The 21,486-nt window shown below is 71.0% G+C and carries 25 protein-coding genes and 1 pseudogene; 5 read left to right on the plus strand and 21 right to left on the minus strand.

The features are described 5' to 3' along the window. Positions 1-280: 280 nt before the first annotated feature. A complete protein-coding gene (locus AB0F72_RS40955; protein WP_360444295.1) occupies positions 281-1,261 on the minus strand; it encodes a zinc-binding dehydrogenase in 981 nt (326 codons plus the stop codon). Positions 1,262-1,322: 61 nt separating this feature from the next. Between AB0F72_RS40955 and AB0F72_RS40960 the strand changes: the two genes are divergently transcribed. Next, positions 1,323-1,724, plus strand: coding sequence for a hypothetical protein (locus AB0F72_RS40960; protein ID WP_360444298.1), 402 nt, complete (start codon positions 1,323-1,325; stop codon positions 1,722-1,724). Positions 1,725-1,729: 5 nt separating this feature from the next. On the opposite strand, the gene AB0F72_RS40965 is transcribed toward AB0F72_RS40960, so the two are convergent. From AB0F72_RS40965 to AB0F72_RS40985, 5 genes are all read right to left on the minus strand, one after another. Further along, positions 1,730-2,926: a DUF3626 domain-containing protein gene (locus AB0F72_RS40965; protein ID WP_360444300.1), complete on the minus strand. Its 1,197-nt coding sequence runs from the start codon at positions 2,924-2,926 to the stop codon at positions 1,730-1,732. Between the two features lie 138 nt (positions 2,927-3,064). Further along, positions 3,065-3,901: an undecaprenyl-diphosphate phosphatase gene (locus tag AB0F72_RS40970; RefSeq protein ID WP_360444303.1), complete on the minus strand. Its 837-nt coding sequence runs from the start codon at positions 3,899-3,901 to the stop codon at positions 3,065-3,067. Positions 3,902-3,959: 58 nt separating this feature from the next. Beyond that, complete coding sequence (locus AB0F72_RS40975; protein WP_360444306.1) at positions 3,960-4,904, minus strand: tyrosine-type recombinase/integrase; 945 nt, start codon at positions 4,902-4,904, stop codon at positions 3,960-3,962. 12 nt (positions 4,905-4,916) lie between these two features. Further along, complete coding sequence (locus AB0F72_RS40980) at positions 4,917-6,512, minus strand: ABC-F family ATP-binding cassette domain-containing protein (RefSeq protein WP_360444309.1); 1,596 nt, start codon at positions 6,510-6,512, stop codon at positions 4,917-4,919. Between the two features lie 212 nt (positions 6,513-6,724). Then, complete coding sequence (locus tag AB0F72_RS40985; RefSeq protein WP_360444311.1) at positions 6,725-7,600, minus strand: sigma-70 family RNA polymerase sigma factor; 876 nt, start codon at positions 7,598-7,600, stop codon at positions 6,725-6,727. 158 nt (positions 7,601-7,758) lie between these two features. On the opposite strand from AB0F72_RS40985, the gene AB0F72_RS40990 reads away from it, so the two are divergent. Continuing rightward, complete coding sequence (locus tag AB0F72_RS40990; RefSeq protein ID WP_360444314.1) at positions 7,759-8,283, plus strand: 2'-5' RNA ligase family protein; 525 nt, start codon at positions 7,759-7,761, stop codon at positions 8,281-8,283. Between the two features lie 2 nt (positions 8,284-8,285). Here the strand turns inward: AB0F72_RS40990 and AB0F72_RS40995 are convergent, their stop codons facing one another. The 9 genes and pseudogenes from AB0F72_RS40995 to AB0F72_RS41035 form a co-directional block, all read right to left on the minus strand. Next, positions 8,286-9,332 (minus strand): SGNH/GDSL hydrolase family protein, encoded by a 1,047-nt coding sequence (locus tag AB0F72_RS40995; RefSeq protein WP_360444317.1) that lies wholly within the window; start codon positions 9,330-9,332, stop codon positions 8,286-8,288. A gap of 265 nt (positions 9,333-9,597) precedes the next feature. After that, the gene (locus AB0F72_RS41000) at positions 9,598-9,948 is read right to left on the minus strand and encodes a DUF6204 family protein (RefSeq protein WP_360444320.1); all 351 of its coding nucleotides are present in this window, start codon (positions 9,946-9,948) and stop codon (positions 9,598-9,600) included. Beyond that, positions 9,938-10,771, minus strand: coding sequence for a sugar nucleotide-binding protein (locus AB0F72_RS41005; RefSeq protein ID WP_360444323.1), 834 nt, complete (start codon positions 10,769-10,771; stop codon positions 9,938-9,940). The genes AB0F72_RS41000 and AB0F72_RS41005 overlap by 11 nt, the downstream gene beginning before the upstream one ends. A 9-nt stretch (positions 10,772-10,780) precedes the next feature. Further along, positions 10,781-11,461, minus strand: coding sequence for a hypothetical protein (locus tag AB0F72_RS41010; protein WP_360444326.1), 681 nt, complete (start codon positions 11,459-11,461; stop codon positions 10,781-10,783). Continuing rightward, entirely contained in the window at positions 11,458-12,333 is an 876-nt protein-coding gene (locus tag AB0F72_RS41015) for an ABC transporter ATP-binding protein (RefSeq protein ID WP_360444329.1), read from the minus strand. The genes AB0F72_RS41010 and AB0F72_RS41015 overlap by 4 nt, the downstream gene beginning before the upstream one ends. Next, complete coding sequence (locus AB0F72_RS41020) at positions 12,330-12,701, minus strand: GntR family transcriptional regulator (protein ID WP_360444332.1); 372 nt, start codon at positions 12,699-12,701, stop codon at positions 12,330-12,332. Before AB0F72_RS41020 ends, AB0F72_RS41015 begins: the two co-directional genes overlap by 4 nt. Before the next feature lie 23 nt (positions 12,702-12,724). Next, positions 12,725-12,850 (minus strand): annotated as a pseudogene (locus AB0F72_RS41025) (4-hydroxy-tetrahydrodipicolinate synthase); the annotation flags it as partial. Positions 12,851-12,955: 105 nt separating this feature from the next. After that, a complete protein-coding gene (locus tag AB0F72_RS41030) occupies positions 12,956-13,828 on the minus strand; it encodes an MBL fold metallo-hydrolase (RefSeq protein WP_360444335.1) in 873 nt (290 codons plus the stop codon). A 10-nt stretch (positions 13,829-13,838) separates the two neighbouring features. Further along, entirely contained in the window at positions 13,839-14,564 is a 726-nt protein-coding gene (locus tag AB0F72_RS41035) for an AAA family ATPase (protein WP_360444338.1), read from the minus strand. 163 nt (positions 14,565-14,727) lie between these two features. Between AB0F72_RS41035 and AB0F72_RS41040 the strand changes: the two genes are divergently transcribed. Beyond that, the gene (locus AB0F72_RS41040) at positions 14,728-15,147 is read left to right on the plus strand and encodes a hypothetical protein (RefSeq protein WP_360444341.1); all 420 of its coding nucleotides are present in this window, start codon (positions 14,728-14,730) and stop codon (positions 15,145-15,147) included. Between the two features lie 113 nt (positions 15,148-15,260). On the opposite strand, the gene AB0F72_RS41045 is transcribed toward AB0F72_RS41040, so the two are convergent. Together AB0F72_RS41045 and AB0F72_RS41050 are read right to left on the minus strand one after the other, a co-directional pair. Next, complete coding sequence (locus tag AB0F72_RS41045) at positions 15,261-16,328, minus strand: DUF808 domain-containing protein (protein ID WP_360444344.1); 1,068 nt, start codon at positions 16,326-16,328, stop codon at positions 15,261-15,263. Between the two features lie 120 nt (positions 16,329-16,448). Beyond that, positions 16,449-16,580: a hypothetical protein gene (locus AB0F72_RS41050; RefSeq protein WP_360444347.1), complete on the minus strand. Its 132-nt coding sequence runs from the start codon at positions 16,578-16,580 to the stop codon at positions 16,449-16,451. A 229-nt stretch (positions 16,581-16,809) separates the two neighbouring features. On the opposite strand from AB0F72_RS41050, the gene AB0F72_RS41055 reads away from it, so the two are divergent. Together AB0F72_RS41055 and AB0F72_RS41060 are read left to right on the plus strand one after the other, a co-directional pair. Continuing rightward, positions 16,810-17,313, plus strand: coding sequence for an NUDIX domain-containing protein (locus tag AB0F72_RS41055; RefSeq protein ID WP_360444350.1), 504 nt, complete (start codon positions 16,810-16,812; stop codon positions 17,311-17,313). Between the two features lie 442 nt (positions 17,314-17,755). Continuing rightward, positions 17,756-18,196: a hypothetical protein gene (locus tag AB0F72_RS41060; RefSeq protein ID WP_360444353.1), complete on the plus strand. Its 441-nt coding sequence runs from the start codon at positions 17,756-17,758 to the stop codon at positions 18,194-18,196. A 188-nt stretch (positions 18,197-18,384) separates the two neighbouring features. On the opposite strand, the gene AB0F72_RS41065 is transcribed toward AB0F72_RS41060, so the two are convergent. From AB0F72_RS41065 to AB0F72_RS41080, 4 genes are all read right to left on the minus strand, one after another. Continuing rightward, positions 18,385-19,068: a maleylpyruvate isomerase N-terminal domain-containing protein gene (locus tag AB0F72_RS41065; protein ID WP_360444356.1), complete on the minus strand. Its 684-nt coding sequence runs from the start codon at positions 19,066-19,068 to the stop codon at positions 18,385-18,387. Then, on the minus strand, positions 19,065-19,367 hold the full coding sequence (locus AB0F72_RS41070; RefSeq protein ID WP_360444359.1) for a hypothetical protein: 303 nt from the start codon (positions 19,365-19,367) through the stop codon (positions 19,065-19,067). The genes AB0F72_RS41065 and AB0F72_RS41070 overlap by 4 nt, the downstream gene beginning before the upstream one ends. A gap of 318 nt (positions 19,368-19,685) precedes the next feature. Beyond that, positions 19,686-20,879 (minus strand): PrsW family intramembrane metalloprotease, encoded by a 1,194-nt coding sequence (locus AB0F72_RS41075; RefSeq protein ID WP_360444362.1) that lies wholly within the window; start codon positions 20,877-20,879, stop codon positions 19,686-19,688. Next, positions 20,876-21,370: a hypothetical protein gene (locus AB0F72_RS41080; protein WP_360444365.1), complete on the minus strand. Its 495-nt coding sequence runs from the start codon at positions 21,368-21,370 to the stop codon at positions 20,876-20,878. Before AB0F72_RS41080 ends, AB0F72_RS41075 begins: the two co-directional genes overlap by 4 nt. Positions 21,371-21,486: the final 116 nt, after the last annotated feature.

Genomic DNA, 21,486 nt, shown 5'->3' on the forward strand with positions numbered 1-21,486 from the left:
CCCGGCCCCCCCCCATATCTACCCCGTTTTTTCAACACTCTTCCCCTCCCCCCCGCCCTTCCTAGGCGCCGCGGCGGGGGGGCGGGGGCGGCGCGCCGAGCAGGCGCGCCGGCGGGCTGGGGGCCGCACGCGGGGCGGCGCTGGCGGAGCAGCGCAGACGAGGGCACACACATCACCTTTGTGCGCTTTCATCGATGCCAGGACCGCGATGAAGGCACCTGTACCGCTTCGGTGTGCCCTCGTCGCCGCGAGCGCGGGCTTGCGTGTGCCGCCGACCTCGTCACGCGTCGGTGGTCACGACCACCTTGCCGCTCACGGTGTTGGACTCGATGGCCTGGTGAGCGGCGCGGATCTCGGACATCGGGTAGACCGTGAGCGGGCCCAGCGTGGTCTCTCCGGCGGCCAGGCGGTCGAGGGTGCGCTGCAGGATCTCGGCCGGCAGGTTCGCGGCCTCGCCGCCGTAACCGGTCAGGCGCACACCGGCCGGCAGGTAGCCGATCGGATAGAAGTCCTTGACGATCCACTCGTTGGAGAGCATCCCGGCGAAACAGACAGTGCCGTGCACGCGGGTCGCGGCGAGGGTGTCCGGCAGCGTCGGGGCGCCGACCAGTTCGAGGGCCGCGTCGACGCCCTCCGGGACGATCTCGCGGACCCGGGCGGCGACCGCGCCGTCGTCGAGCAGCGGATGGTGGACGCCGTGGTGCGCCAGGTCGGCGAGGCGCTCCGGGCGGCGGGTGGTGGACAGGACGGTGGCGCCCCGGTCACGGGCGAGAGTGGCGGTCGCGTACCCGAGGGCCGATGTGCCACCTCGGATCAGCAGGGTCTGGCCGGGACGCAGGTCCAGGCCGACGGTGAGCGAGCCGTGCGCCGTCTGCAGCGTCTCCGGGACCGCGCCGAGGGTGGCCCACGGCAGCTCGGAGCGGAACGGGATCACCTGGGTACGCGGGACGACCGTGTATTCGGCGTAACCCCCGTCGAACGCCCGGCCCATGCCACCCATCATGGTCGCGACCTGCTGGCCGGGAAGCAGGTCGCTGTCCGGGGCGGCGTCGACCACCCCGACCGCCTCGATGCCGGGAACGATCGGGAACCGGGCGTTCTCCGCGTAGCCGAGACGCAGGTGCAGTTCGGAGCGGTTCAGGCCGAACGCCTTGACCCGGATGCGGACCTGACCCGCGGCGGCGGCCGGGATCGGCAGGTCACGCAGGTGGAGGTGGTCCACCGGCCCCGGAGCGGTCAGCACTACGGCGCGCATCGTCATGATCGGGTGTCCCGCTTCGTCGGCTCGAGAAATTGTCGGAGGGCAGGTCTAGCTTGTCGGCATGGTTGCGGATCTGAGTGAGCGCCCCACCGCGGTGTGGCGTCGTGCGGTCGAGGAGCAGCGTGCCGCGGTGGCGGCGGGCACGCTCGCGGCGGAGAAGGCCTATGCGGCCGAGTTGTGGCCGGCCGCGTTCATCGCCGCGGTCGACGCGGTGCTGGAGCCCTACGAGCAGGAGGCCGCCGGGTGGCGGTCGCCCGCAGACGAGCAGGTCTGGGCCGCCGTGGAGCGGGTCGTCGTGGGGCTCAACGAGGTCGACGACGGCCACATCGAGACCGGAGAGCGCGAGCAGCTCGCGGAGTACGTCAGTGTGGTTCTGACCCGTGCGGGTGTCGACGTGGTGGCGCTGACCGGCCGCCGGGGCCTGCATCCCAGCGAGCTGACCGACCAGTGGCGGGACTGGTGAGCGCGCTATGCCGGCTGTCCGAGCAGCACCAGGAGGTGCCATAGGTATTTGATCAGCTGGAGCTGGTGCGGATCGGCGGCGGCGGCGCGGGCGGCCCGGCCGATCAGCTCGGCGTCGAGGACCGGCCGGTGGTGGCGGGCGGCGATGCGCCGGGCCAGCGGCGGGACCTCCGGGCCGCGCAGGTCGGCGGGGACGTCGGTGACGGCCAGGGTGTAACCGGCGTGCCAGTGCAGCGGGATGCCGAGCGATTCCAGGTGCGCCGCGGTGGGCGTACCCCGGAACGAGGGGTCGGCGACGATCGCCGTGACGTCGTCGCGCAGGGTGAGGCCGCCGTGGATCTGGGCTTCGACGTAGTCGTCGAGGGTGCGTCCCGGGGGTAGCGCGCTGAGCGGCGGGGCCGGCGCCGGCGCCGCGGCCGGCGAAGCTGGCACGAGCGGCGCAAGCCGCGACGCTGACGCCGGCGGCGAATCCGCTGCGGGCGGGAAGGGCGGCGAGGTCAGGCAGCGCTGGAGGGACGCACGGCGGGCTGCGAGGACGTCCTCCCAGCCGGTGCGGTCCGGGCGGGGCGCAGGGCCGGCGGCCGGGTCAAGGCCGCTGGCCGGCTCAGGGCCGGCGGGCGCGGGGTCGCTGGCCGGCGCGGGGACGGCGGCCGCGGGTCCGGACAGCGGCGCGGGGACGGCGGCCGCGGGGCCGGACAGCGGTGCGGGGACGCCGAGTGCCACCCCGGTGCGGGTGACCTCGTCGATCAGCGCCTCCCGGATCGCGCCGAACGCATCGGCGGTGCCCACGATACCGGGCCCCAGATGACTGTCACCATGGCAGAACGTGGACCGGGCCGGCACGCCGGCGCCCAGCACCAGATGACAGCTGCCGAAACGCGGCGCGGCGCCGTCCGGGTGGCCGGCCAGGTTCAGCGCGCCGTAGATCGGGCGGCCGGTGACACCGTCATACACGCCGCCGAACATGTCGTGCTCCCAGCGGTCCCGGTCACCGCCGGGATAGGCCAGCAGGCCGCCGTTGGAGATCCGCGTCTCGAACTGGCTGCGGTAGACGCCCTCCTCGGCGAGGCACTGCGCGACGGTGCGGCCGTCGGCGAGCAGCCGGTCGGGATGGAAGTTCACGGTGATCGCGGCGTCCGGGACCCGGCCCGGCGCACCCAGCGATCGGACGTGGGCGAGCGCCCGCAGCGCCGGCGTGCTCACCGATTCACCAGCGGCCCGGGGGCCGCAAACGAGCCGGCGGCACGAACCAGCGGCAATGGCGCAGCGGGCGAACAACGGCCCCGGGCCGCGAACGCGAACGACCGGGCCGCAGCCCGGTCGTCGCCACACCCAGCGGGATCACTTCGCCGCGATCGTCCCGGTGGCCAGCAGCACCAGCAGCAACGATCCGAGCACCAGCCGGTAGAAGATGAAGATGCTGTACGAGTGCTTCGAGATGAACTTCAGCAGCCACGTCACCGAAGCGTAGGCGACCACGAAACTGACCACCGTCGCCACGATCGTGTTCGTCCAGCCCACCCCGTTGGCGATCCGGTCCGCCTCGCCGACGCCCTGCAGGACGGACGCGCCGGTCAGCGCCGGGATCGACAGGAAGAACGACAGCTTCGTCACGGTGACCCGGTCGAGGTCGCGCAGCAGACCCGCCGACATCGTCGCGCCGGAGCGGGAGATGCCCGGGATCAGCGCCATGCACTGCACGGTGCCGATGATCAGCGTGTCTTTCCAGGTGACGTCCTTCTCGTTGCGCACCTGGGTGGCGGCGTGGTCGGCGAACGCCATCACACCGCTCCACAGGATCAGCGCGCCGGCGACGAACCAGAGACTGCGCAGCGTGGTCTCGATGGCGTCCTTGAACAGCAGCGCGGCGATCACGATCGGGATGGAGCCGAGCAGCACCGCCCAGCCGAACCGGAAATCCGGGTGGTCCCGGTACGCCTTGTTGAACAGCCCTCGGAAGAACGCCGGCACCACCCGCGCGATGTCCTTGCGCAGGAACAGGATGGTGGCGAGCACCGCACCCGACTGGATGATCACCGTGAAGGCGGTGATGTCCGGGTCGTCGATGGTGTGCCCGAACAGCTTCTCCAGGATCGTCAGGTGACCCGTGCTGGACACCGGAAGGAACTCGGTGACGCCCTCGACCGCGCCGAGGATCACCGCTTCCACGATGCTCATATCCGAACTCAAAGTATCCCGCTTTCCCCTAGCCAGCTTGAGAGCATAGGGGGACGGATCAGGCGGGGTTGCGCCGGGCACGGGCCGCCGCGATGGTGTACGCGGGGTCACGATCCAGGTTGAATCGGTCACGATCGTACCGGCGGGTGGTCCGCGGATCGGCGTGTCCCATGGCGTCCTGCACGTCTTCCAGGGGCACCCCTTCGGCGCGGGCCGTGGTGGCGAACGAGTGCCGCAGCGAGTGCGGCGACAGCCGGTCGGCGGCGGCGATCCCGGCCTGCTTGGCGAGGCGCCGCACCAGCCGGAAGACCGCGTGCCGGTCGATGCGGGCGCCGCTGGCGGTGACGAACAGCGGGCCGTCGTGGGCGCCGCGCTGCCGCAGGTATTCGTCGAGGGCCGCGGACGCGCCGGCGGTGAGCGCCCGCCGGCGGGCCTTGCCGCCCTTGCCGACGAACCGCACGGTACGGTGCCCGCGCTCCCACCCGACGTCGGCGAGGTCCAGGCTGACCAGTTCACCGACGCGCAGCCCCAGGTCGGCCAGGAGCACGAGCACGGCCCGGTGCCGGACCGCGGTCGGGCCCTCGGCGCGCCGCGCGGCGGTGAGCAGCGCGTCCACCTCGTCCGGGGTGAGCCCGACGGTCGAGGAGTGGTCGCGGTCGACGTAGGGCCGGTCCGCGCCGCCGACCGGGTTGACCGGCACGGCCTGCAGTTTGACCAGGAAGTCGTACCAGCTGGAGACGCCGGAGAGCTTGCGGGCGACGGTCGCGGCCGCCATCGGCCGGGCTTCCAGACCCCGGGCGTACGCGTTCACGTCGAGGAACGTGGCCCGCAGCGGCTCCACGCCACGGTCGCGGCACCAGGCCAGCCACGTCGCCACGTCCCGCCGGTACGCGTCGCGGGTGTGCTCGGAGAGCCGCCGGTTGGCCAGCCACGCCTCGGTGAAGTCCTCGGCGGAAGCGGTGCCGGCGGGCAGCGCGCCGTATTGATGCGGTACCAGGGCCATGCGCCCATTTTCTCAGTTCTCGATCACGTGGCCGTCCGCGACATGCCAGTGCCGGGTGTGTCCCACGGCATCGGCGAAGTACCGGTCGTGGCTGGCGAACAGCAGCGTGCCCCGGTACCGGCGCAGCGCTTCCTCGACGACGTCGAGGGCCTCGAAGTCGAGGAAGTTGGTCGGCTCGTCGAGCAGCAGGATCCGGGCCGGGCTGTTGACGACCACGGCCAGCAGCAGCCGCCGCAGCTCGCCGGCGGACAGGTCCCGTACCGGGGCGGTCCACTGTTCGGGGTCGAACTGGTGCCCGGCCAGCAGCTTCTCCGCGTCGTCGATGTAGACCGGGACGCGGGATCGGAAGAAGTCGATCATCGTGGCCCCGGTGCGCAGGCCCGCGTCGCTCTGCGGCAGGACCGCGACGTCGGGGCCCTGCAACGCGCGCAGCAGAGTCGTCTTGCCGGCCCCGTTGCGCCCGGTGATCAGGATCCGGTCGCCGCGGGTCACGTCCAGGTCGACCCGGTCGAGCAGCACCCGCTCGCCGTACGCGACGGTCAGGTCCCGGGTCTTCAGCACGATCTCACCGTCGGCGGTGTCGTCGCCGGGGAACGCCAGGGTCAGCGGCGGCCGGGTCCGTGGCCGGGCGATCCACGCCACCGACGCCATCTGCCGGCGCAGCCGCCGCTCCCGGACTTTCGCCTTGCGGGCGACGAGCCGGGCCACCCGGCGCAGGTGGGGGGCGGTCACCCCGGAGCGCACGGTCGTCTCGACGCCGCGGGCGTACCCTTTGGTCTTCTCGATGTCGGCTTCCCAGCGCAGCCGGTCCTTCTCCTGCGCCTCGAAGTCGAGCAGCAGTTTCTCCCAGCGGCGCTGTTTCTCCGCGCGGTAGGCGGTGTAGCCGCCGCCCGGATAGTCCTGCGGCTGCTCGTCGATGCCGTCGAGCTCGATGATCCGGGTGGCGAACTCGTCCAGGAACGCCCGGTCGTGACTGACCGCGAGCACCCCGCCGTCGAAGTCGCGCAGCCAGGTCCGCAGCCACGCGGCGCCGTCCGCGTCGAGGTGGTTGGTCGGCTCGTCCAGCAGCAGCAGGTCGGGCGAGCCGAGCAGCGCGCGGGCCAGCAGCAGCCGGGCCTGCTCGCCGCCGCTGACCGTTGTCATCGCCCGGTCGCCGGCGAGATGCTCGATGTCGAGCCGCTGCCGGATCTCGGTCAGCCGCGCGTCCGCGTGCCACCCTTCGAGGGCGGTCCAGCGCTCCTGGACGGCCCCGAACTCGTCGAGCACGTCCTCGCCGGCGGCCAGCCGCGCTTCCAGCGCGCGCAGTGCCCGATCAACGTCCGCGAGCTCACCGAGGCCGCCGCGGAGGAACGCGCCGACGCTTTCCGCGTGCCGCGGCGATTGCTGGGGTACGTGGGAGAGCCGCGCCCCGGGCGCCACCGTGACCGCTCCCGCCGCCGCCGGCAACTCGCCGGCCAGCACGCGCAGCAGGGTGGTCTTGCCGGCGCCGTTCGGGCCGACCACGCCGATCCGGTCGCCGGTGCGCAGCACCAGGTCGAGCCCCGAGAAGAGCAGGTCGCCGTCGTGAGCGGCAGCGAGGCCGACGGCTTTGAGATGAATGCTGGACAAGGACGCCTCCGCGAGCGTGCGACACCGACAGGGGGACAACTCAAGGTCGGTCGCGCTCTCACATGATCGGCGGGTGCTCCTCGTCTGCGGCGGCAGGTACGGGCTCCACCCTCCCCCAGCCCCGCTCGGCCCGCAACCATATTTGCTGGCTCGGTTACCGATACACCGCCGCCCGCCGCTCTCCGCGAGACGGCGGCGGCGGGCGACGGCGGTCACGCCGCCTGGGAGAGGGCGGCGGGGACGTCCGACACCCGCTGGCCCTGCGCGTCGGTGACGCCCAGGCGCGACGCCATCGTGCTGCGGGCGGCGATCTGCGCGGCGTACGCGGCGCGGCGGCGGGACACGCAGCCGTCCCTCGCGTCCGGGACGCGCTTCTGCTCCATGTGCGTGGTCAGGCCGTCGCGCAGCAGCGCCAGCGCCTCGGTGCGCAGCTGCGACACCCGGGACTCGGTGACGCCCAGTTCCGCGGCGACCTCGGAGAGCGGGCGCTCCTGCAGGAACGACGCCTCCACGACGTACCGCAGACGCTCCGGCAGGACGGTGACCGCGTCGTGCAGGTACCCGAGGCGCTCGCGGTGCAGCAGCAGCTCCTCCGGGTTCATCGCGGTCTCGGTGACCAGATCCTCGGCGGTGCCGGTGGCGAAACCCTGCAGCGACAGCACGGCGGCCCGCTGCACGTCGTCGTCGACGCTGCTCAGCTCGCCCACCGCGACACCGAGCAGCTCGGCCAGCTCCTCGGCGGTCGGGGTGCGGCCGAGCTGGCGGGTCAGCTCCTCGCGGGCCACGTCGGCGCGGCGGGCGCGGGCCCGCACCGAGCGGCTCGCCCAGTCCATGCTGCGCAGCTCGTCGAGCAGGGCGCCGCGGACGCGGACCGCCGCGAACCGGCCGAACGGGATGCCGCGCTCGGCGTCGAACGACTGCGCGGCGGTCACCAGCGCGGCGTATCCGGCCGAGGCGAGGTCGTCGCGGTGCACGTGCGGCGGCACCTTGAAGAGCATCTCGCGAACCATGTGGCCGACCAGTGCCATGTTGTCCCGGATCAGGTCCTCCTGCTCACGGGTGACAGTTATCTGAACGGTCGCGGTCATTTCGGTTCCCCCCTGTGTCCTGCTGACAGGGGGAACTTTTCGCCGCTACGGGTGCAAGGAGCAGGCACTCTCGGTTGCTGCTCGGTTGCACTGCGAATTTCTGCTCAGGTGCGTCACCGGATCAGCCACCCGACGGTCATCGATGCGAGACTGCCTCGGTGGAACCGACGCAGAGCGCTCTGATCGTGCCCGTCCCGGAAGCCGAACCCGCGGTGGCCGGGCTCCGCGAACACCTGGACAGGTTCTCCGCCCACAGCGTCCCCGCCCACGTCACGGTGCTCTCCCCGTTCCTGCCACCGGCGCGGCTCACCCCGCAGGTGCTGGCCGCGGTGCAGCTGGTCGCCGCCGGGGTGCCGGGCTTCTTCGTGAGCTTCGACCGGCTGGGCTGGTTCGCCGACCGGGTGCTGTGGCTGGCGCCGGACCCGGCCGAGCCGTTCCGGGAGCTGACCAACCGGATCGCCGCCCGGTTCCCGCCGGCGCAGCCCTACGGCGGGGAGTACGCCGAGGTCGTCCCGCACCTGACGGTCGGGCACGACCAGCCGGTCGCCGCGCTGCGGGCGGCCGCCGCCCGGGTCGAGCCGCTGCTGCCGATCCGGGCCCGGGTCACGTCGCTGCGGCTGCTCGCCGGCGCCCCGGAGTCCGGCGAGCCGTGGCACACGCTCGCCGACTTCCCGCTCGGCTGAGGTCAGCTGCTCACCCAGGTCAGGACCTGGCGGGTGGTGGTCACGGTGGCGGCCGGCACCCAGGTGCGGACCGACCGGTCCGCGTAGTGTCCCTTCACCCAGACCTTGCGGGTGACCGCCCGGCCGCCCTTGCTGACCTTGCGGGTCTCGTGGTGTCCCTTCACCCAGACCCGCTTCGTCACGGTCTCGTAGTGGCCGGGGACGGTCTGCTCCACGGTCTGCGGGACGTACCGGCGGGTCTGCCACCGCAGGCTCGTCACGGACGTGCCGTCGACGGTCGTGGTGACCGGGCGGCGCTGCCACCAGCGGCAGTCCCGCACCGTGTAGTAGTGGCACAGGTAGGCGAACGCGGTGTCGTCCGGGTCGGCCGCGATCCGCCACGCCGGGCCGATCGTGGCGCGCAGCCCTTCGTACCAGGCGTACGCCATCCGGGCGTACCCATAAGCGTTGGGGTGGTGCCGGTCGTAGATGGACAGGCCGTCGACGGCGGACTGGTCGACGAGCCGCACCAGCGGCCCCTTGCCCGCCACGACGCCCGGGATCAGCGCGTTGTACGCCCGGTTCGCGGCCATCTCGGAGGGCACCGTGGTGCCGACGATCGTGGAGACGTAGAGCCGGGCCCGCGGCGCGGCGGCCCGGACCCGGTCGATGAGCGCGGACAGCTTGCCCGCGACCGCGGCCGGGTCCTCGCCGAGGGTGATGTTGTTGGTGCCGGCGTGCAGCAGCACCACGTCCGGCCGGTACGTGGTCACCCAGCCGGCAGCCTGCTCGGCGAGCTGGTCGATGGACCAGCCGCCGTGGCCCTCGTGGTCGGTGTCGCCGTCGGTGCCGCCCTGCTGGGAGCCGACGTAGTCGACCCGCTCGCCGGCCCGTTCCAGGGCGCGCTGCAGGGCCAGCCGGTAACCGTCCTTGCCGGCCACGCCGACGCCGGCGGTGATCGAGTCGCCGAGCGGCATGATCCGCATCGGAGCGTCCTCGGACGCCGTGGCCGGGGTGCCGAACAGCACTCCGGCGGTCACCGCCAGAGCGGGAAGCAGACTACGCAGCATCGCGGAAAAACACCGTCCTCAGCAGCCGGGAAGCCGATCTCACCAGTTCCCTTCGGCGAGGGGTCAACGCGGCGAAGGGCCACCAGGGCACGGCGACCGGTCCGCACCGAGTTTCTATCCGGCCTGCTGCGGTGACCCGGGCTCCCGCGGCCCGGCCAGCACGGTCCGCTCGACGGCGGCCTTTTGCGATGCCGAGCCGGCCGAGGAAACCGCCTTCGAGCTCCTCTTCCTCCAGCAGCGCCGGCAGCAGGTGGCCGGGGGCGACCTACCGTTGACGACGACCGCGCGGGCCGAGCGGCACCTCCGACATGTCGACCGTCTGCGAGGTGAGGCGCTTGAAGCCGTACCCCCGGGCGGTCATCCACGCCGCCGCCGTCGCCTCCGCCCGGGCCGTCACCGCCGGGATGTCCTTCTCGTCGTCGACCTCCTCGCCGAACCGGAACGTGAAGAACGGCCGCGCCGCGAGGTCGTAGGTGAGGTGGCCCTCCGGCGTGTACCGGACCGCGAGGATGTCGGCGTGGTCCGGGCCGGCCGCGAGCAGCTCGGCTTTCTGGTCGGCGGTGAGGCTGTCGAAGGATCCGCGCACGGTGACGCGGATGGAGCGTTTATCGGTCACGCGCGCCAGTATCGACAAACTCCCGGGCTCCGCGCAGCCGAGTTTTCAGCACCGCGGCCGCCTTGTCGATGATCAGACGCACGTCGGTGGGCCGCTGCAGGCCCAGCTCGGCGGTGGTGGCGGCCGGGATCCGGGCGACGTCCAGGCCGTCGCGGCGGGCGACCAGAACGCCCAGCTCGTACCGGCTGACCGCGTCGGCGCCGGCCACGTTGAGCACCCCCGCGTAGTCGCCGGCGGCCAGTTCCAGCAGCGCGTCGGCCAGGTCGTCGACGTGCACCGGCTTGCGGATCTCGTCGGTGAACAGGGCGCCGGTGACCCGGCCGGCGACCAGGTCGTGGGTGAGCCTCTCGTGGTAGCCGTTGCCGTCACCGAGGATCAGCGAGGTGCGCACCACCGCCGCCGACGGGACCGCCGCCCGCACCGCCGTCTCGGCCGCGGCCTTCGCCGCCCCGTAGGCGTAGACCGGGTCCGGCCACGCGTCCTCGGCGTAGTGCACCGCCCGGCCGGAGAAGATCGCGTCGCTGGAGACGTGCACCAGGCGTACCCCGGCGTCCGCGGCCGCGACCGCGACGTTCGCCGCGCCGTCCGCGTTGGCCGGCCAATCGTCACGGTCGCGACCGGCCGCCGCGTGCACCACCGCGTCCGGGCGGACCTCGCGCAGCACCCGCCGCACGTCGGCCTGGTCGCGCACGTCGAGCCGCACCGACGCGGTCGCCGCGGGCGCGGACAGGTAGGTGCCGACCGGCTCGACGCCGGCGGCCGCCGCGCGGGCCACCACGCGACGGCCGAGCGACCCGGTTCCCCCAGTGATCAGAATGCGCATCGGGAGACCTTATGCGACCCGGGTCCGCAGCGGGACGTCCCGGGCGCTGAGCCACAGCAGTCCGTAAGCGATCGCCACGGCCCCCAGCGTGACCGGCACCAGCGGCAGATCGGTCCGGAAGAACGGCAGGCTGAAGAACCCGTTCACACCCCCGCAGGACGCCACGATCAGCCCGGCCGGGAGCAGCGCGAGACCACCGGCCGCCTCCCAGCGGTAGAACGCGACGCCGATGAACACGCCGATCATCAGCCAAGTCAGCAGCATGCTCCAGTGGGCGAGGAAGACCGTGCCGTACTCGTCGGCGCTGGTGTAGGCGCGCTGCTGCTGCACCGTCTGCTGCCAGCCGGCGGCCCGGTAGAGCAGCACCTCCAGCCCGTAGAAGCCGGTGATCAGCGCGGCGGCAAGACCGGTCGTGATCACCTGGAACAGCGGGTGCTGCAGGAGGAACTCACGCCGGGTACGCCCGTGCACCAGCACCGTGACGAGCAGGCTCGACGTGGCCGCCCCGTAGCCGGCGGTCACCCAGGGCAGCGCCTGGCCGATCGCGTCCATGCCACTGATCCGGATCTCGGTGAAGATCGACACGACGGCGACCACGGCGACGGCGAACAGGTAGATCGGGATCAGGCACAGCAGCAGGAAGATCGTGTGGCTGCCGAGCAGGTAACGCACGATCGGCCAGCGGGTCATTTCTGCGCTCCCGTCAGGTGGATGAACAGATCCTGGACGCCGACCGGGCCGAGCTCGAGCCCGCGCTCGCGGGCCTGGCCGCGGCGTTCGGCGTCGAACCCGCCGTAGACCATCGCCTGCAGTGTCGGCCCGAGCCGCTGCCGGCCGAGAACGGTCATGCCGGCGGTGAAGTCCTCGACCGCCTGCGCCGGACCGGTCACGGACACGCCCCGGGTGCGCAGCTCGTCCAGCTCCTCGTGCAGCAGCAACCGGCCCCGATCGATGATCAGCACGTCCTCGAAGAGCGGGCTCTGCTCCTCGATCAGGTGGGTGGAGATGACGAACGTGCGCGGCCGGGCCAGGTAGTCGCGCAGCAGCTCGTCGAGGAACAGCTGCCGGGTCGGCGCGTCCATGCCCAGGTGCGCCTCGTCGAACATGGTCAGCGGCGCCCGCGAGGCCAGGCCGACGACCACGCCGAACGCCGACCGCTGCCCCCGCGACAGCGCGCTGATCGTGGTCTTGCGGGGCAGCGCGAACCGGTCCATCAGCTCGTCCGCGTACGCCGCGTCCCAGCCGGGCCGCAGGTGCCGGGCCATGTCCAGGACGTCGGCGAGCTTGTCGCCGCCGTCGCCGACCCCGCCGTCCTCGCGGATCAGGCAGATCCGGCTGGTGACGGCGACGTTCTCGAAGACCGGCCGGCCGTCGACGAGCACCGTGCCGGCCGACGGTTTGCGGAAGCCGGCGAGGGCGCCGAGCAGCGTGCTCTTGCCCGCGCCGTTGCGCCCGAGCAGGCCGTAGATCTTGCCGCCGGGCAGGTCGAGGTCGAGGCCGTGCAGGGCGTCGGTGTCGCCGTAGCGCACCCGCAGGCCGGTGGTCTGGATCGAGAGCGTCATCGGGCCTCCCCCTGGTCCATCAGATGCTGAATGCGGGCCACGATGTCGGCGGCCGGGATGCCCAGCGTGCGGGCCTGCGCGATCATCGGGTCGAGCACGTCGGCGAAGAACCGCTCGCGTTTCTCGTCGCGCAGCCGCCGGGGCGCGTCGGCGCTGACGAACATGCCGACGCCGCGCCGCTTGTAGATCACGCCCTCGTCGACGAGTTGCTGGAACGCCTTGGCCGCGGTGGCCGGGTTGATCCGGTAGTGCGTGGCGTACTGATTCGTGGACATCACCTGCTCCTCGGCGCTGAGCACACCGCGGAGCACGTCCGCCTTGATCTGCTCGGCGATCTGCCGGTAGATCGGGCTGTGGTCGTCGAACACGGGACCCGCCCTTCATGGGTTCATTACTCTAGTAATGAACCATAGAGGTCCGGGGCGGAGGCGGGCAAGAGCGGAAGCCGTACCCCCGGGCTCGCAATCCGGCCGGCGGCGTGCAGCGCCGCCTTGACCACCGTGGGGTTGGGCTGCGCCGCGGCGCCGGCACCCACCCCGCCGGCACGGCCGTGATCACCGCCCTCCGCGCGGCGGTCGCTGACGAAGCCGTGGCCGGCTGACCACGGCTTCACACGGATACGTCAGGCCTCGTTCCGGCAGAGGATGAAGTCGGCGAAGACGTGCCGGCCCGTCTGATCGCCCACCGCCGCGACCGCCGCCTGGATGTCACGAAGGTGCCGGGTGGTCATCTGCGGCGGCGGCTCGTCCGGCTGGAACGGGGTCCGAATCGGATAGTCCACGCCCGGCGAACTGGTCATCTCGATGTGGCAGCCCAGGACGTGGGTCACCGGCCGCGTCTCGCAGAACCGCACCAGGGTGTCGATCGTGTCCCGGAAGGCCGCCCAGTCATCGATGTAGAGCCGGCCCCGATAGACGGTGTCGCCGGTGAACAGCAGCCCGGTGTATCCGTCGTAGAACGTGACCGCCGACTCGTGGTGACCGGGGGTGGACAGGCAGTCGAGCACCCGCCCGCCGAGATCGAGGCGCGCCGCGCGGTCAGACGCGGACAGCCCCAGGTAAGCCCACGCGCTCGCGCGGTCGGCGCCCACGACGACGGTCCCGGGGCGGCCGGTGAACTGGGCGTCGGCGGCGACGTGGTCACGGTGGGCGTGGGTGTGCAGAACCAGCAGCTCGTACCCCTGGCGGGGATGTGCGTCCAGCCACCGCCCGATCAGATCATCGACCGTGCGCCGCAACGGGAAGTGCTCCGCCGAGGCGGTGGCGCCGGTGTCGAGCAGCACCGCCCGCTCGTTGCCGAACAGCAGGAACAGGAACGGCGCCTCGTAGTCGACCGCCTTGTTCTGGCGCAGGACGACCGTGTGCTCGTTGTAGGCGTGCACCTGGATGTCCGGGTCGGTGTTGTGTTTCGCCGAGCGGGATCCGTGGATCCACCGCACATCGAGGGTCCCGGGGGCCGGCGTCGCGGAGCTGAAGTCGATACGGGTGCCGGTCATGTCTCGAGTATCACCGATCGTCGTGCAGCAGCCGGCGCAGCATCCGCTGCGGATCGGCCAGGAACGTGCGGGTCAACGCCACCGCCTCCGCCTGGTCGTAGTCCACCTCGTCGATCCGCCCGCCCGCGCCGATCTCGTAGATCGTGGCCTGCGGGCAGGCCAGCAGCACCGGCGAATGCGTGGCGATGACGAACTGGCTGCCCTGCTCGACCAGCTCGGCGATGCGCACCAGCAGCGCGAGGCAGCCGTTGACCGACAGCGCCGCTTCCGGCTCGTCCAGCAGGTACAGCCCGCCCGGCCCGAACCGGTGCACCGCCAGATCGAGGAACGACTCACCGTGTGACCGCTCGTGCAGCGACACGCCACCGTAGGAGCCGCCGACACCAAGCTGATCAATCTCGGTCGCGACGTTGTAGAACGACTCCGCCCGCAGGAAGAACCCGGTCCGCGGTTTGCGCCCGGCCACCCGGGACAGCGTCAGATACTCACCGAGCGCCGACTCACTGGGCCGCGTCGCGAAGGTGAACGCCGTCGTCCCGCCCTCCGGGTTGAACCCGGACGCCACCGCCATCGCCTCGATCAGCGTCGACTTCCCGCTGCCGTTGTCCCCGGCCAGCAGCGTCACCGGCCGGCGAAACCTCAGCTCACCGTGCTCACGCAGCCCACGCACCACCGGCAGGTCGAACGGATAACCCCCACCCGGCGCCACGTCCAGCCGGATCCCCGCGAGAAACATGATTCATTGGTACGCGAACCTCTCCCCCGCCGCACCCCACCCCTCCCCTGGTCTTCCGGTCCTGCGGGTGGAGTAGCGGCCCGCCGCGCTGTCGGATGGCTGTCCGACAAACCGGCCGGGTCGTGCCACCATGACGGTTCCGATGGAGTGAGGAGCCACACCAATGGCACGCGACACCACGGTGGCCGCCAGGCCACTCACCGACGCGAACCAGTTCACCATCGACGGACCGATCCGCATCACCTATGCGAGCACCAGCATCACCGGCGCGCCGCTGTTCTCCTACCAGGACGCCGAGGTCGATCTGGACTTCCGCGGTGACGACATCACTCGCGTCGACACCGCTCTCGGCGAGCTGGTGACCGTCACGGTCCAGACCGTGCCCGACGCGTTCGCGCGCACCATCACCCTGGTCGTCCCGACCGTCCGGGTGGCCATGGGCGAGCAGGCCGAGTTCAGCACCGTCGTGGTCGAGACCGTCGACCGGTCCGGCGCGTTCGTGCGCCCGCCCGGTCCGGCCGGAGCCGCGCAGACCTATCAGATCCACCAGGTGCACGGCAGCGCCGAGCACGTCGTCAGCTGATCCGCCGGGTCTCGCCCCGGTGCAGCCGGCGGGCGGTCCCGCTCCCGGCCGGGAAACAGCACGGCCCGGGTAGCCGCCGAGCTACCCGGGCCGTCCCCTGACCGTCCCGCCGGTTACGTCCGCTCGCTCGGGCCCGGCTCATCGGCGGGCCGCTCGCCCGCCGCCGCCGGGCTCTCCGCCGTGGCCGTCCCGTCGTGGCTGCCCAGCTTCACGTCCGCACCGGGCTGCTCCGGAGCGGCGTGCTTCGCCGGCTCGCCGTGCGCCTTCTTCCGGTGCAGCGTCACGCTCAGCAGCGCCACGATCGCCGCACCGACGATGAGGCCGAGGATCGCGCTGGCCAGGGTGTTGACCAGCCAGCCCATGATCCCGCCGACCGGCCCGGTGGCGTCGTGCGCGCCCTCCTCCAGGTGGTGGACGAACTCGTACAGCGGGTGGAAGCCCAGCTCGTCGACGCCGACCAGCAGGATGTGCCCGCCGACCCAGAGCATCGCGATGGTGCCCAGCACGGTCAGGAACGTCAGCACCTTCGGCATCGCCTTGACCAGGCCCCGGCCGAACTTGACGACGCCCGGGCTGGAGCCCTCGGCGAGCTTGAGGCCCAGGTCGTCCATCTTCACGATCAGGCCGACGACGCCGTACACCAGCACCGTCATGACCACGGCGACGACGGCGAGGATCGCCAGCCGCGACCAGAACGACTCGTCGGCGACCTCGTTCAGCGAGATCACCATGATCTCGGCGGAGAGGATGAGGTCGGTGCGGATCGCCCCGGAGACGAGCGTCTTCTCGTCCTGCGGCTTGTCCTCGGCGCCGTGCGCGTCGTGGTGGGCGAGCTTGGCCCACACCTTCTCCGCGCCCTCGTAACACAGGTAGGCGCCACCGATCATCAGCAGCGGCGTCAGCAGCACCGGCAGGAACTCGCTGAGCAGCAGGATCACCGGCAGGATGATCAGGAACTTGTTGCGCAGCGACCCGAGCGCGATCCGCTTGACGATCGGGATCTCCCGCTCAGCGGCCAGGCCACGTACATATTGAGGGGTGACGGCGGCGTCGTCGATGACGACGCCCGCCGCTTTGGCGCCGGCTTTCGCGGCGGCCGCCCCGACATCATCGACCGACGCGGCTGCCGCGCGCGCCAGCACCGCCACGTCGTCCAGCAGGGCTGCAAGTCCAGCGCTCAACGAAAGGTCCTTCCAGGTTCGGGTAGCGCCCATTGTCGTGCATCCCGACTACCCGCGCAGGACCCCCCTCACTCGACATGGATCTCGTTTTCACCGCGCGCGCTTGCCGGCGCGCGCCGATCAGCGCGCGAGGGAGGCGAGCAGGCCGAGTTTGCCGGCGCTGTCGCTGCCGGCGTCCGGGTAGTAGACGACGAGCTCGACCGCCCGCGCGTCGGCCGTGCTGCCCCTGGACGCGTTCCTCGACGAAGCCATCGGCCTGCTGAGCCGGACACCGACCCCGCGGCAGATCGTCGTCGAGCGCGCGCAGCCGTTGCGCTGGGCGGAACGCGACGGCACGTACGCGGAACTGCTCGAACGTCGTTCCCAGCCGTTGGGCAACCGACCCGGCCGGTGACGTCAGGCCGCCTGGCCGGTGGGCGGGTGGTTGATAGGCTGCGGCAGTGCCGGTCATCACCCGCCTCGCGGCCGCGTCCGACATGCCGTGACGCTGAACCTGCGCCGCTCCGTGCGCGCGATCATCCTTGATGAGCACGACCGTGTCCTGCTCTGCCGGTTCGTCTTTCCGCACCCGGCGGTGCCCGAGCAAGCGACGGTCGTGTGGGCGGCCCCGGGCGGCGGCATCGAACCTGGCGAGGACCAGCTGACGGCTCTGCGCCGGGAGCTGCGTGAGGAGACCGGTCTGGCGGTCACCGCCGACCCGCCGCACGTCTGGCACCAGGAGGTCGTGGCCGCTGACCATGCGCCGGGCTTCGACGGCATCGTCAACGACTACTTCCTCGTCCGCACGAGCCACTTCCAGCCGCGCGGCGAACTGACGGACGACCAACTCACTGCGGAGAACCTGGACGCGTTCCGGTGGTGGCGGCTCCCGGAGATCGCCGGCCGGACGGGACCCGAGCTGTTCTCGCCCCGCGACCTCGCCACACCGCTGGCGGCGCTTCTGACAGCGGGTGCGCCGCACCAGCCGGTCCTGCTCGGCCTGTAACGCGTTCCGCCTGCCGCCGATCGGCCCCGGCGGCTACGCGATCGTGCACACCCTGCTCGCGGCACCGGCCCGCGCCGCGAGGAAATGGCCAACAAGCGAACGGTTCTGACGGTTTCGCGACAGCGGCGCATCGTTTAGCCGGCGGAATTCACCTCGGAGAGGTAATACGGTTCGGTAATAATCCAGCGAACTAGAGAAGAATGTCCGGGTTCTGGCCGCCGGTGGCCCTCCTGTCTTCCGCCGCGAATAGTGCGATGACCTGGAATTACGGTGCGATAAAAGATCGCCATCAAAAGAATAGAAATCATTTGATGAGCGGGTGAGGTGACTGATGCATGCGTTTCCGGAATCTGACATAGTCGGCCGCGGCGCCACAGAAACGGGAATCCGAAAATCATTTTCTGTGTCGCCGTCCTGTCCGCAGAATGGAAGGTTCTCTCACGTGAAGCGTTTTCTCGCTTTCGCCGCGACCGTCGGAGCCATGGGCCTGACCCTCGGCTTCACCGCCACGCAGGCCGCCGCCACCCCCGGCAGCACCCCCGGCAGCGCTCTTGGGGTATCGACGCAGGCCAGCAAGCCCAGCGGGAAGAACTACACCTGTTCCAACCAGGGCGGAGGGCCGAACCACAAGGTCACCTGCATCGGCACCGTCAACGGCAACAACGTGACGATCAACGTGGGCGACGTCACCGTACTCAACAACACCAACCTCACCCTGCTGCAGAACGTGCTCAACGACGTCACGGTGCAGGTCGCCACCCTCGACATCGACACCCAGATCAAGCAGATCGAGGCCGCGGTTCTCACCTTCTACGTGTCCAAGCTGCTGATCCCGATCACGGTCGACAAGATCCAGGTGTGCGTCGCCGTGAAGTGCGGCTGACGCCGATCGGCGCAGCTCACTAAGAATCAACCGCATCGGGGAAATGGTCAGGCGCATCCGCGCCTGACCATTTTCCGGATCCAGCCGGAATCCCTGCTCATCACCAATTTGGGGACGGGTCAGAAATGGCGTGAGCTGGGGCCCGGGCGCAAGCCCGTCGATCGGGCCGCCGGATGCGCCGCAGCGGCTCAGCCGAGGGCGAGGACCCGTAGCCCGGCTCCCGCCAGATCGGCCGAGTCCGCCGGGGTGACCGCCGTTCGGCCGGTGGTCTTGCGGAGCAGCGTCACCGGATCCCACCCGAGCGTGCCGACCGCGGACTGCCAGGCCGGCCCGAAGAGCAGCTGCTGAAGCTCGTGCGCGGCCGGCTCCGTCAGCCACGGCCGCTGGCCCAGCGCGTCGGCGACGTCGAGAGCGTGGACGGCCAGCTCGACCACGCGGGTGATGAGGAAATCCGTCAACAGCATCGCGTCGCCGTGCCGCGTCCGCACAACCCGGCCGGCGTGTTCGCGGCTGCAGGCCTCGGCCACGGCTGTCGCTGTCGCCGACAAGTCCCGCAGGATCGTGGCCGGGTCCCGACCGGCCGCGCGGTCCCGCGCCGTCTCCACCCGGGTGGCGTTGGCCGTGTCGCTGAAGCGGTGATCGGGGCGGTAGTAGCCGGTGGCGGTCGTGTCCGGCTGCGCCGGCGCCGGCGCGGCAATCATGTCCGGGACACGTGCCAGGACCGTGATGACATGACCCACCACGTCGCGGACCAGCCACGGCGTGCAACGGGTGGCCCGGTCCCAGTCGGACGGGGCGAGAACGCCGAGCGCGGCCAGGAGAGCGTCAGCCTCGGCACGGAACGCGATGAGCGTACGGTCGTCTCCCGTCACGCGAACCACGCCATCGCTTGTCCGTGGCCCCGGACCCAGGCCAGCGTCACGCCACGGGCTTCACTTGCGGCGAACTCCGCGTACATCGAGCCAATCGTCACCCGCGCGATGATCGCACAAGGAGGCCCAGCCGCGCTGACGCGCCGCGTCAGGCGCACAGCGGTGGACCTCGGCATCCCGGTGCGTGCTAGCTTCCCCTCGCTGATCCGCTCTTGACCTTCGGAGAACTTCGTGAAGCCCTGGCAGATCACGGGGAGCGTGGCTTTGCTCGCCGCTGCGATGTTCGTCGTCTGGCTCATCGCGTCATTCCGCAACGGCCGGAACGGCAAGTAGCGCTGAGCTCATGACCGCGAGATCGGCAGTTCCCGCAGTGGCCCCTCAGTCAACGAACAGGCGGGCGTCTGCCGTGGTCGCGGCGGCAAGACGCCGGAGTATCCGTCGGCCGGCTTCGGGATGCCGTCCGTCAAGACCTCCGACACGGACGGCGAACACAAGATCGTACGGCTCTTCCCCGGCCTCCAGGACGAAATCCTCTGCTGCCGAAGAGCATGACCGGTGGACACGTCGAAGCCCCGGCTCTCACCCGAAGGCGGTGACCGGGGCTTCGCGGGGACCGGTCAGCTGGGTGATGCGGCCCGGGCTGTGCCGGGCGTCTTGGCCGTGGCGGTCTCGTAACGGTCGCGCAGGATGCGGACCTCGAACGCGTCCTGGTCGGCCTTCGGACCCGGACCGGTCTGGCCGTACTGCATGACCAGGTGCAGTTGCTTGCGCTGCAGTTCGTGGTAGATCCGTCCCGCCTTGCGGCCGTGCTGCTTGCGGGCCTGGCGGCGCAGCTTGCGGCGGCTGCGCAGGGAGCCCAGCGCGTGCCGTTCCTCCGGGGTGATCAGGTCGTCGCCGACGTAGGCGTCCGCGACGGCGATGAGGGTTGTCGCCTCGTCGCGGCCGGCGAGCCACCACAACAGGGCGCCGAGGATGAACAGCGGCAACCCGCGCAGGAAGATCCCGACAACGCCGTCGGGCATCAGCAGCGGTGAGTTCCAGAAGAAGTGGAACGTCCAGGCGATCAGGAAGAATCCCGCAGCCACCGCGAGCCGGACACCGAACGGCTTGGCCCGGCGGGACATGAAGTACCCGACGCCGATCGCGGCGATCGAGGTGAACAGCGCATGGCTCCACAGGCCGGACAGGATGCCGCGCACGAGCACAATCTGCAGGACCGGGGCGATCTCGTCGGTGCTGGAATAGGACAGCCCGTTGCTGAGGGTGTAGCTCAGGTCCTCGGAGATCTGGAAGCCCAGTCCCACGAGGGCGCCGATGCTCGCGGCCGCGAGCAGGGTGCGGAACTGGGTCCGGGCGATCAGCACGAGCAGGATCACTCCGAGGATCTTCAACGTCTCCTCGGTCGTCGGCCCGACGATCGCCGCGCCCCACTCCTCGGAGAACTCCGGGCTCACCGTCTTGGACAGCACCGACAGGAAAGCGGTGTTGGCCGGACCGGCCAGGTAGATGGCGCCGAGGCTGCCGTAGGCGAAGGCCAGCACGAACCCGAGCGGCGGGTGCTGCGCGAACAGGTCCAGTTCGTGGTGGAAGAACCACAGTGGGATCGCCGTGTACAGGGTCCAGACGAAGAGGCCGAGCAGCACCGTCACGGGTACGACCTGCGAACCCTGGTAGAGCTCTGTTGCCACCGAGAACAGGCCGTTGGCCAGCAGCATGATCAGCAGCCAGAACGCGAACCGCCGGGGCTGGAAGAAGCTGTCCACCCCGACGGGGCCACGTACGGTAGCCGGAGGTTTGTCGAGTGTCGTCATGACTGCTCCGTCCGGATGCTGTCGATCATGGCTTGGTATTCGGGCAGACTCTGGTCGAACGCCGAGTCCGGGCCGCGCCCGACCATCACGATCGCCCGGTCAGCGGTCTCGTCGACCGAAACCCAGACCCGGCCCTGGTCCTCCTGGTTGAAGAAGCTGAACGTCGTGCCGCTCAAGCCGCCCGCGGTGGTGAAGGTGGCGTCGTTGTCGATCACACGGGCCTCGCCGAACGCCTCGTCGGTGGCTTTCTGCCGCTTGACCTCCTCGGCCAGCGTGCCCTCCCAGGGCAGCACCTGCACGTTGAACTGCCCGGTCTTGCCGGCCAGTAGAACCGAGGACGTCGAGTCGCTCTGCGACGAGTCGGTCGCGTCGAGGTACCAGCCGGCCACCGGCACGAAGCTCACCGCCGGGCCGACCTGCTGCACGGTGCCAGCGGCGATCGGCTCCAGGTCCGGCTCGATCGTGTCGTCCAGACCGACCCAAAGGCTCATGTACGCAACGATGATCGCCAGCCCCTCCCTGTCACGCTGATGTGAGACAGCCCGTCTACCAGGGGATACTCTTCCTGGACGGTCTTGAGGAGAGCACATCAGCATGTCGTCGAAGC

Origin of the sequence: Actinoplanes sp. NPDC023936 (assembly GCF_040639325.1) — a bacterium.
Taxonomy (GTDB): Bacteria; Actinomycetota; Actinomycetes; order Mycobacteriales; family Micromonosporaceae; genus Actinoplanes.

Bases quoted from the DNA above. Each gene is read 5' to 3' on its own strand.
- AB0F72_RS40955 (WP_360444295.1), bottom strand. From the start codon at position 1,261: ATGACGATGCGCGCCGTAGTGCTGACCGCTCCGGGGCCGGTGGACCAC.
- AB0F72_RS40960 (WP_360444298.1), top strand. From the start codon at position 1,323: ATGGTTGCGGATCTGAGTGAGCGCCCCACCGCGGTGTGGCGTCGTGCG.
- AB0F72_RS40970 (WP_360444303.1), bottom strand. From the start codon at position 3,901: ATGAGCATCGTGGAAGCGGTGATCCTCGGCGCGGTCGAGGGCGTCACC.
- AB0F72_RS40975 (WP_360444306.1), bottom strand. From the start codon at position 4,904: ATGGCCCTGGTACCGCATCAATACGGCGCGCTGCCCGCCGGCACCGCT.
- AB0F72_RS40985 (WP_360444311.1), bottom strand. From the start codon at position 7,600: ATGACCGCGACCGTTCAGATAACTGTCACCCGTGAGCAGGAGGACCTG.
- AB0F72_RS40995 (WP_360444317.1), bottom strand. From the start codon at position 9,332: ATGCTGCGTAGTCTGCTTCCCGCTCTGGCGGTGACCGCCGGAGTGCTG.
- AB0F72_RS41005 (WP_360444323.1), bottom strand. From the start codon at position 10,771: ATGCGCATTCTGATCACTGGGGGAACCGGGTCGCTCGGCCGTCGCGTG.
- AB0F72_RS41010 (WP_360444326.1), bottom strand. From the start codon at position 11,461: ATGACCCGCTGGCCGATCGTGCGTTACCTGCTCGGCAGCCACACGATC.
- AB0F72_RS41015 (WP_360444329.1), bottom strand. From the start codon at position 12,333: ATGACGCTCTCGATCCAGACCACCGGCCTGCGGGTGCGCTACGGCGAC.
- AB0F72_RS41030 (WP_360444335.1), bottom strand. From the start codon at position 13,828: ATGACCGGCACCCGTATCGACTTCAGCTCCGCGACGCCGGCCCCCGGG.
- AB0F72_RS41035 (WP_360444338.1), bottom strand. From the start codon at position 14,564: ATGTTTCTCGCGGGGATCCGGCTGGACGTGGCGCCGGGTGGGGGTTAT.
- AB0F72_RS41040 (WP_360444341.1), top strand. From the start codon at position 14,728: ATGGCACGCGACACCACGGTGGCCGCCAGGCCACTCACCGACGCGAAC.
- AB0F72_RS41050 (WP_360444347.1), bottom strand. From the start codon at position 16,580: ATGGCTTCGTCGAGGAACGCGTCCAGGGGCAGCACGGCCGACGCGCGG.
- AB0F72_RS41070 (WP_360444359.1), bottom strand. From the start codon at position 19,367: ATGAGCCAGACGACGAACATCGCAGCGGCGAGCAAAGCCACGCTCCCC.
- AB0F72_RS41075 (WP_360444362.1), bottom strand. From the start codon at position 20,879: ATGACGACACTCGACAAACCTCCGGCTACCGTACGTGGCCCCGTCGGG.
- AB0F72_RS41080 (WP_360444365.1), bottom strand. From the start codon at position 21,370: ATGAGCCTTTGGGTCGGTCTGGACGACACGATCGAGCCGGACCTGGAG.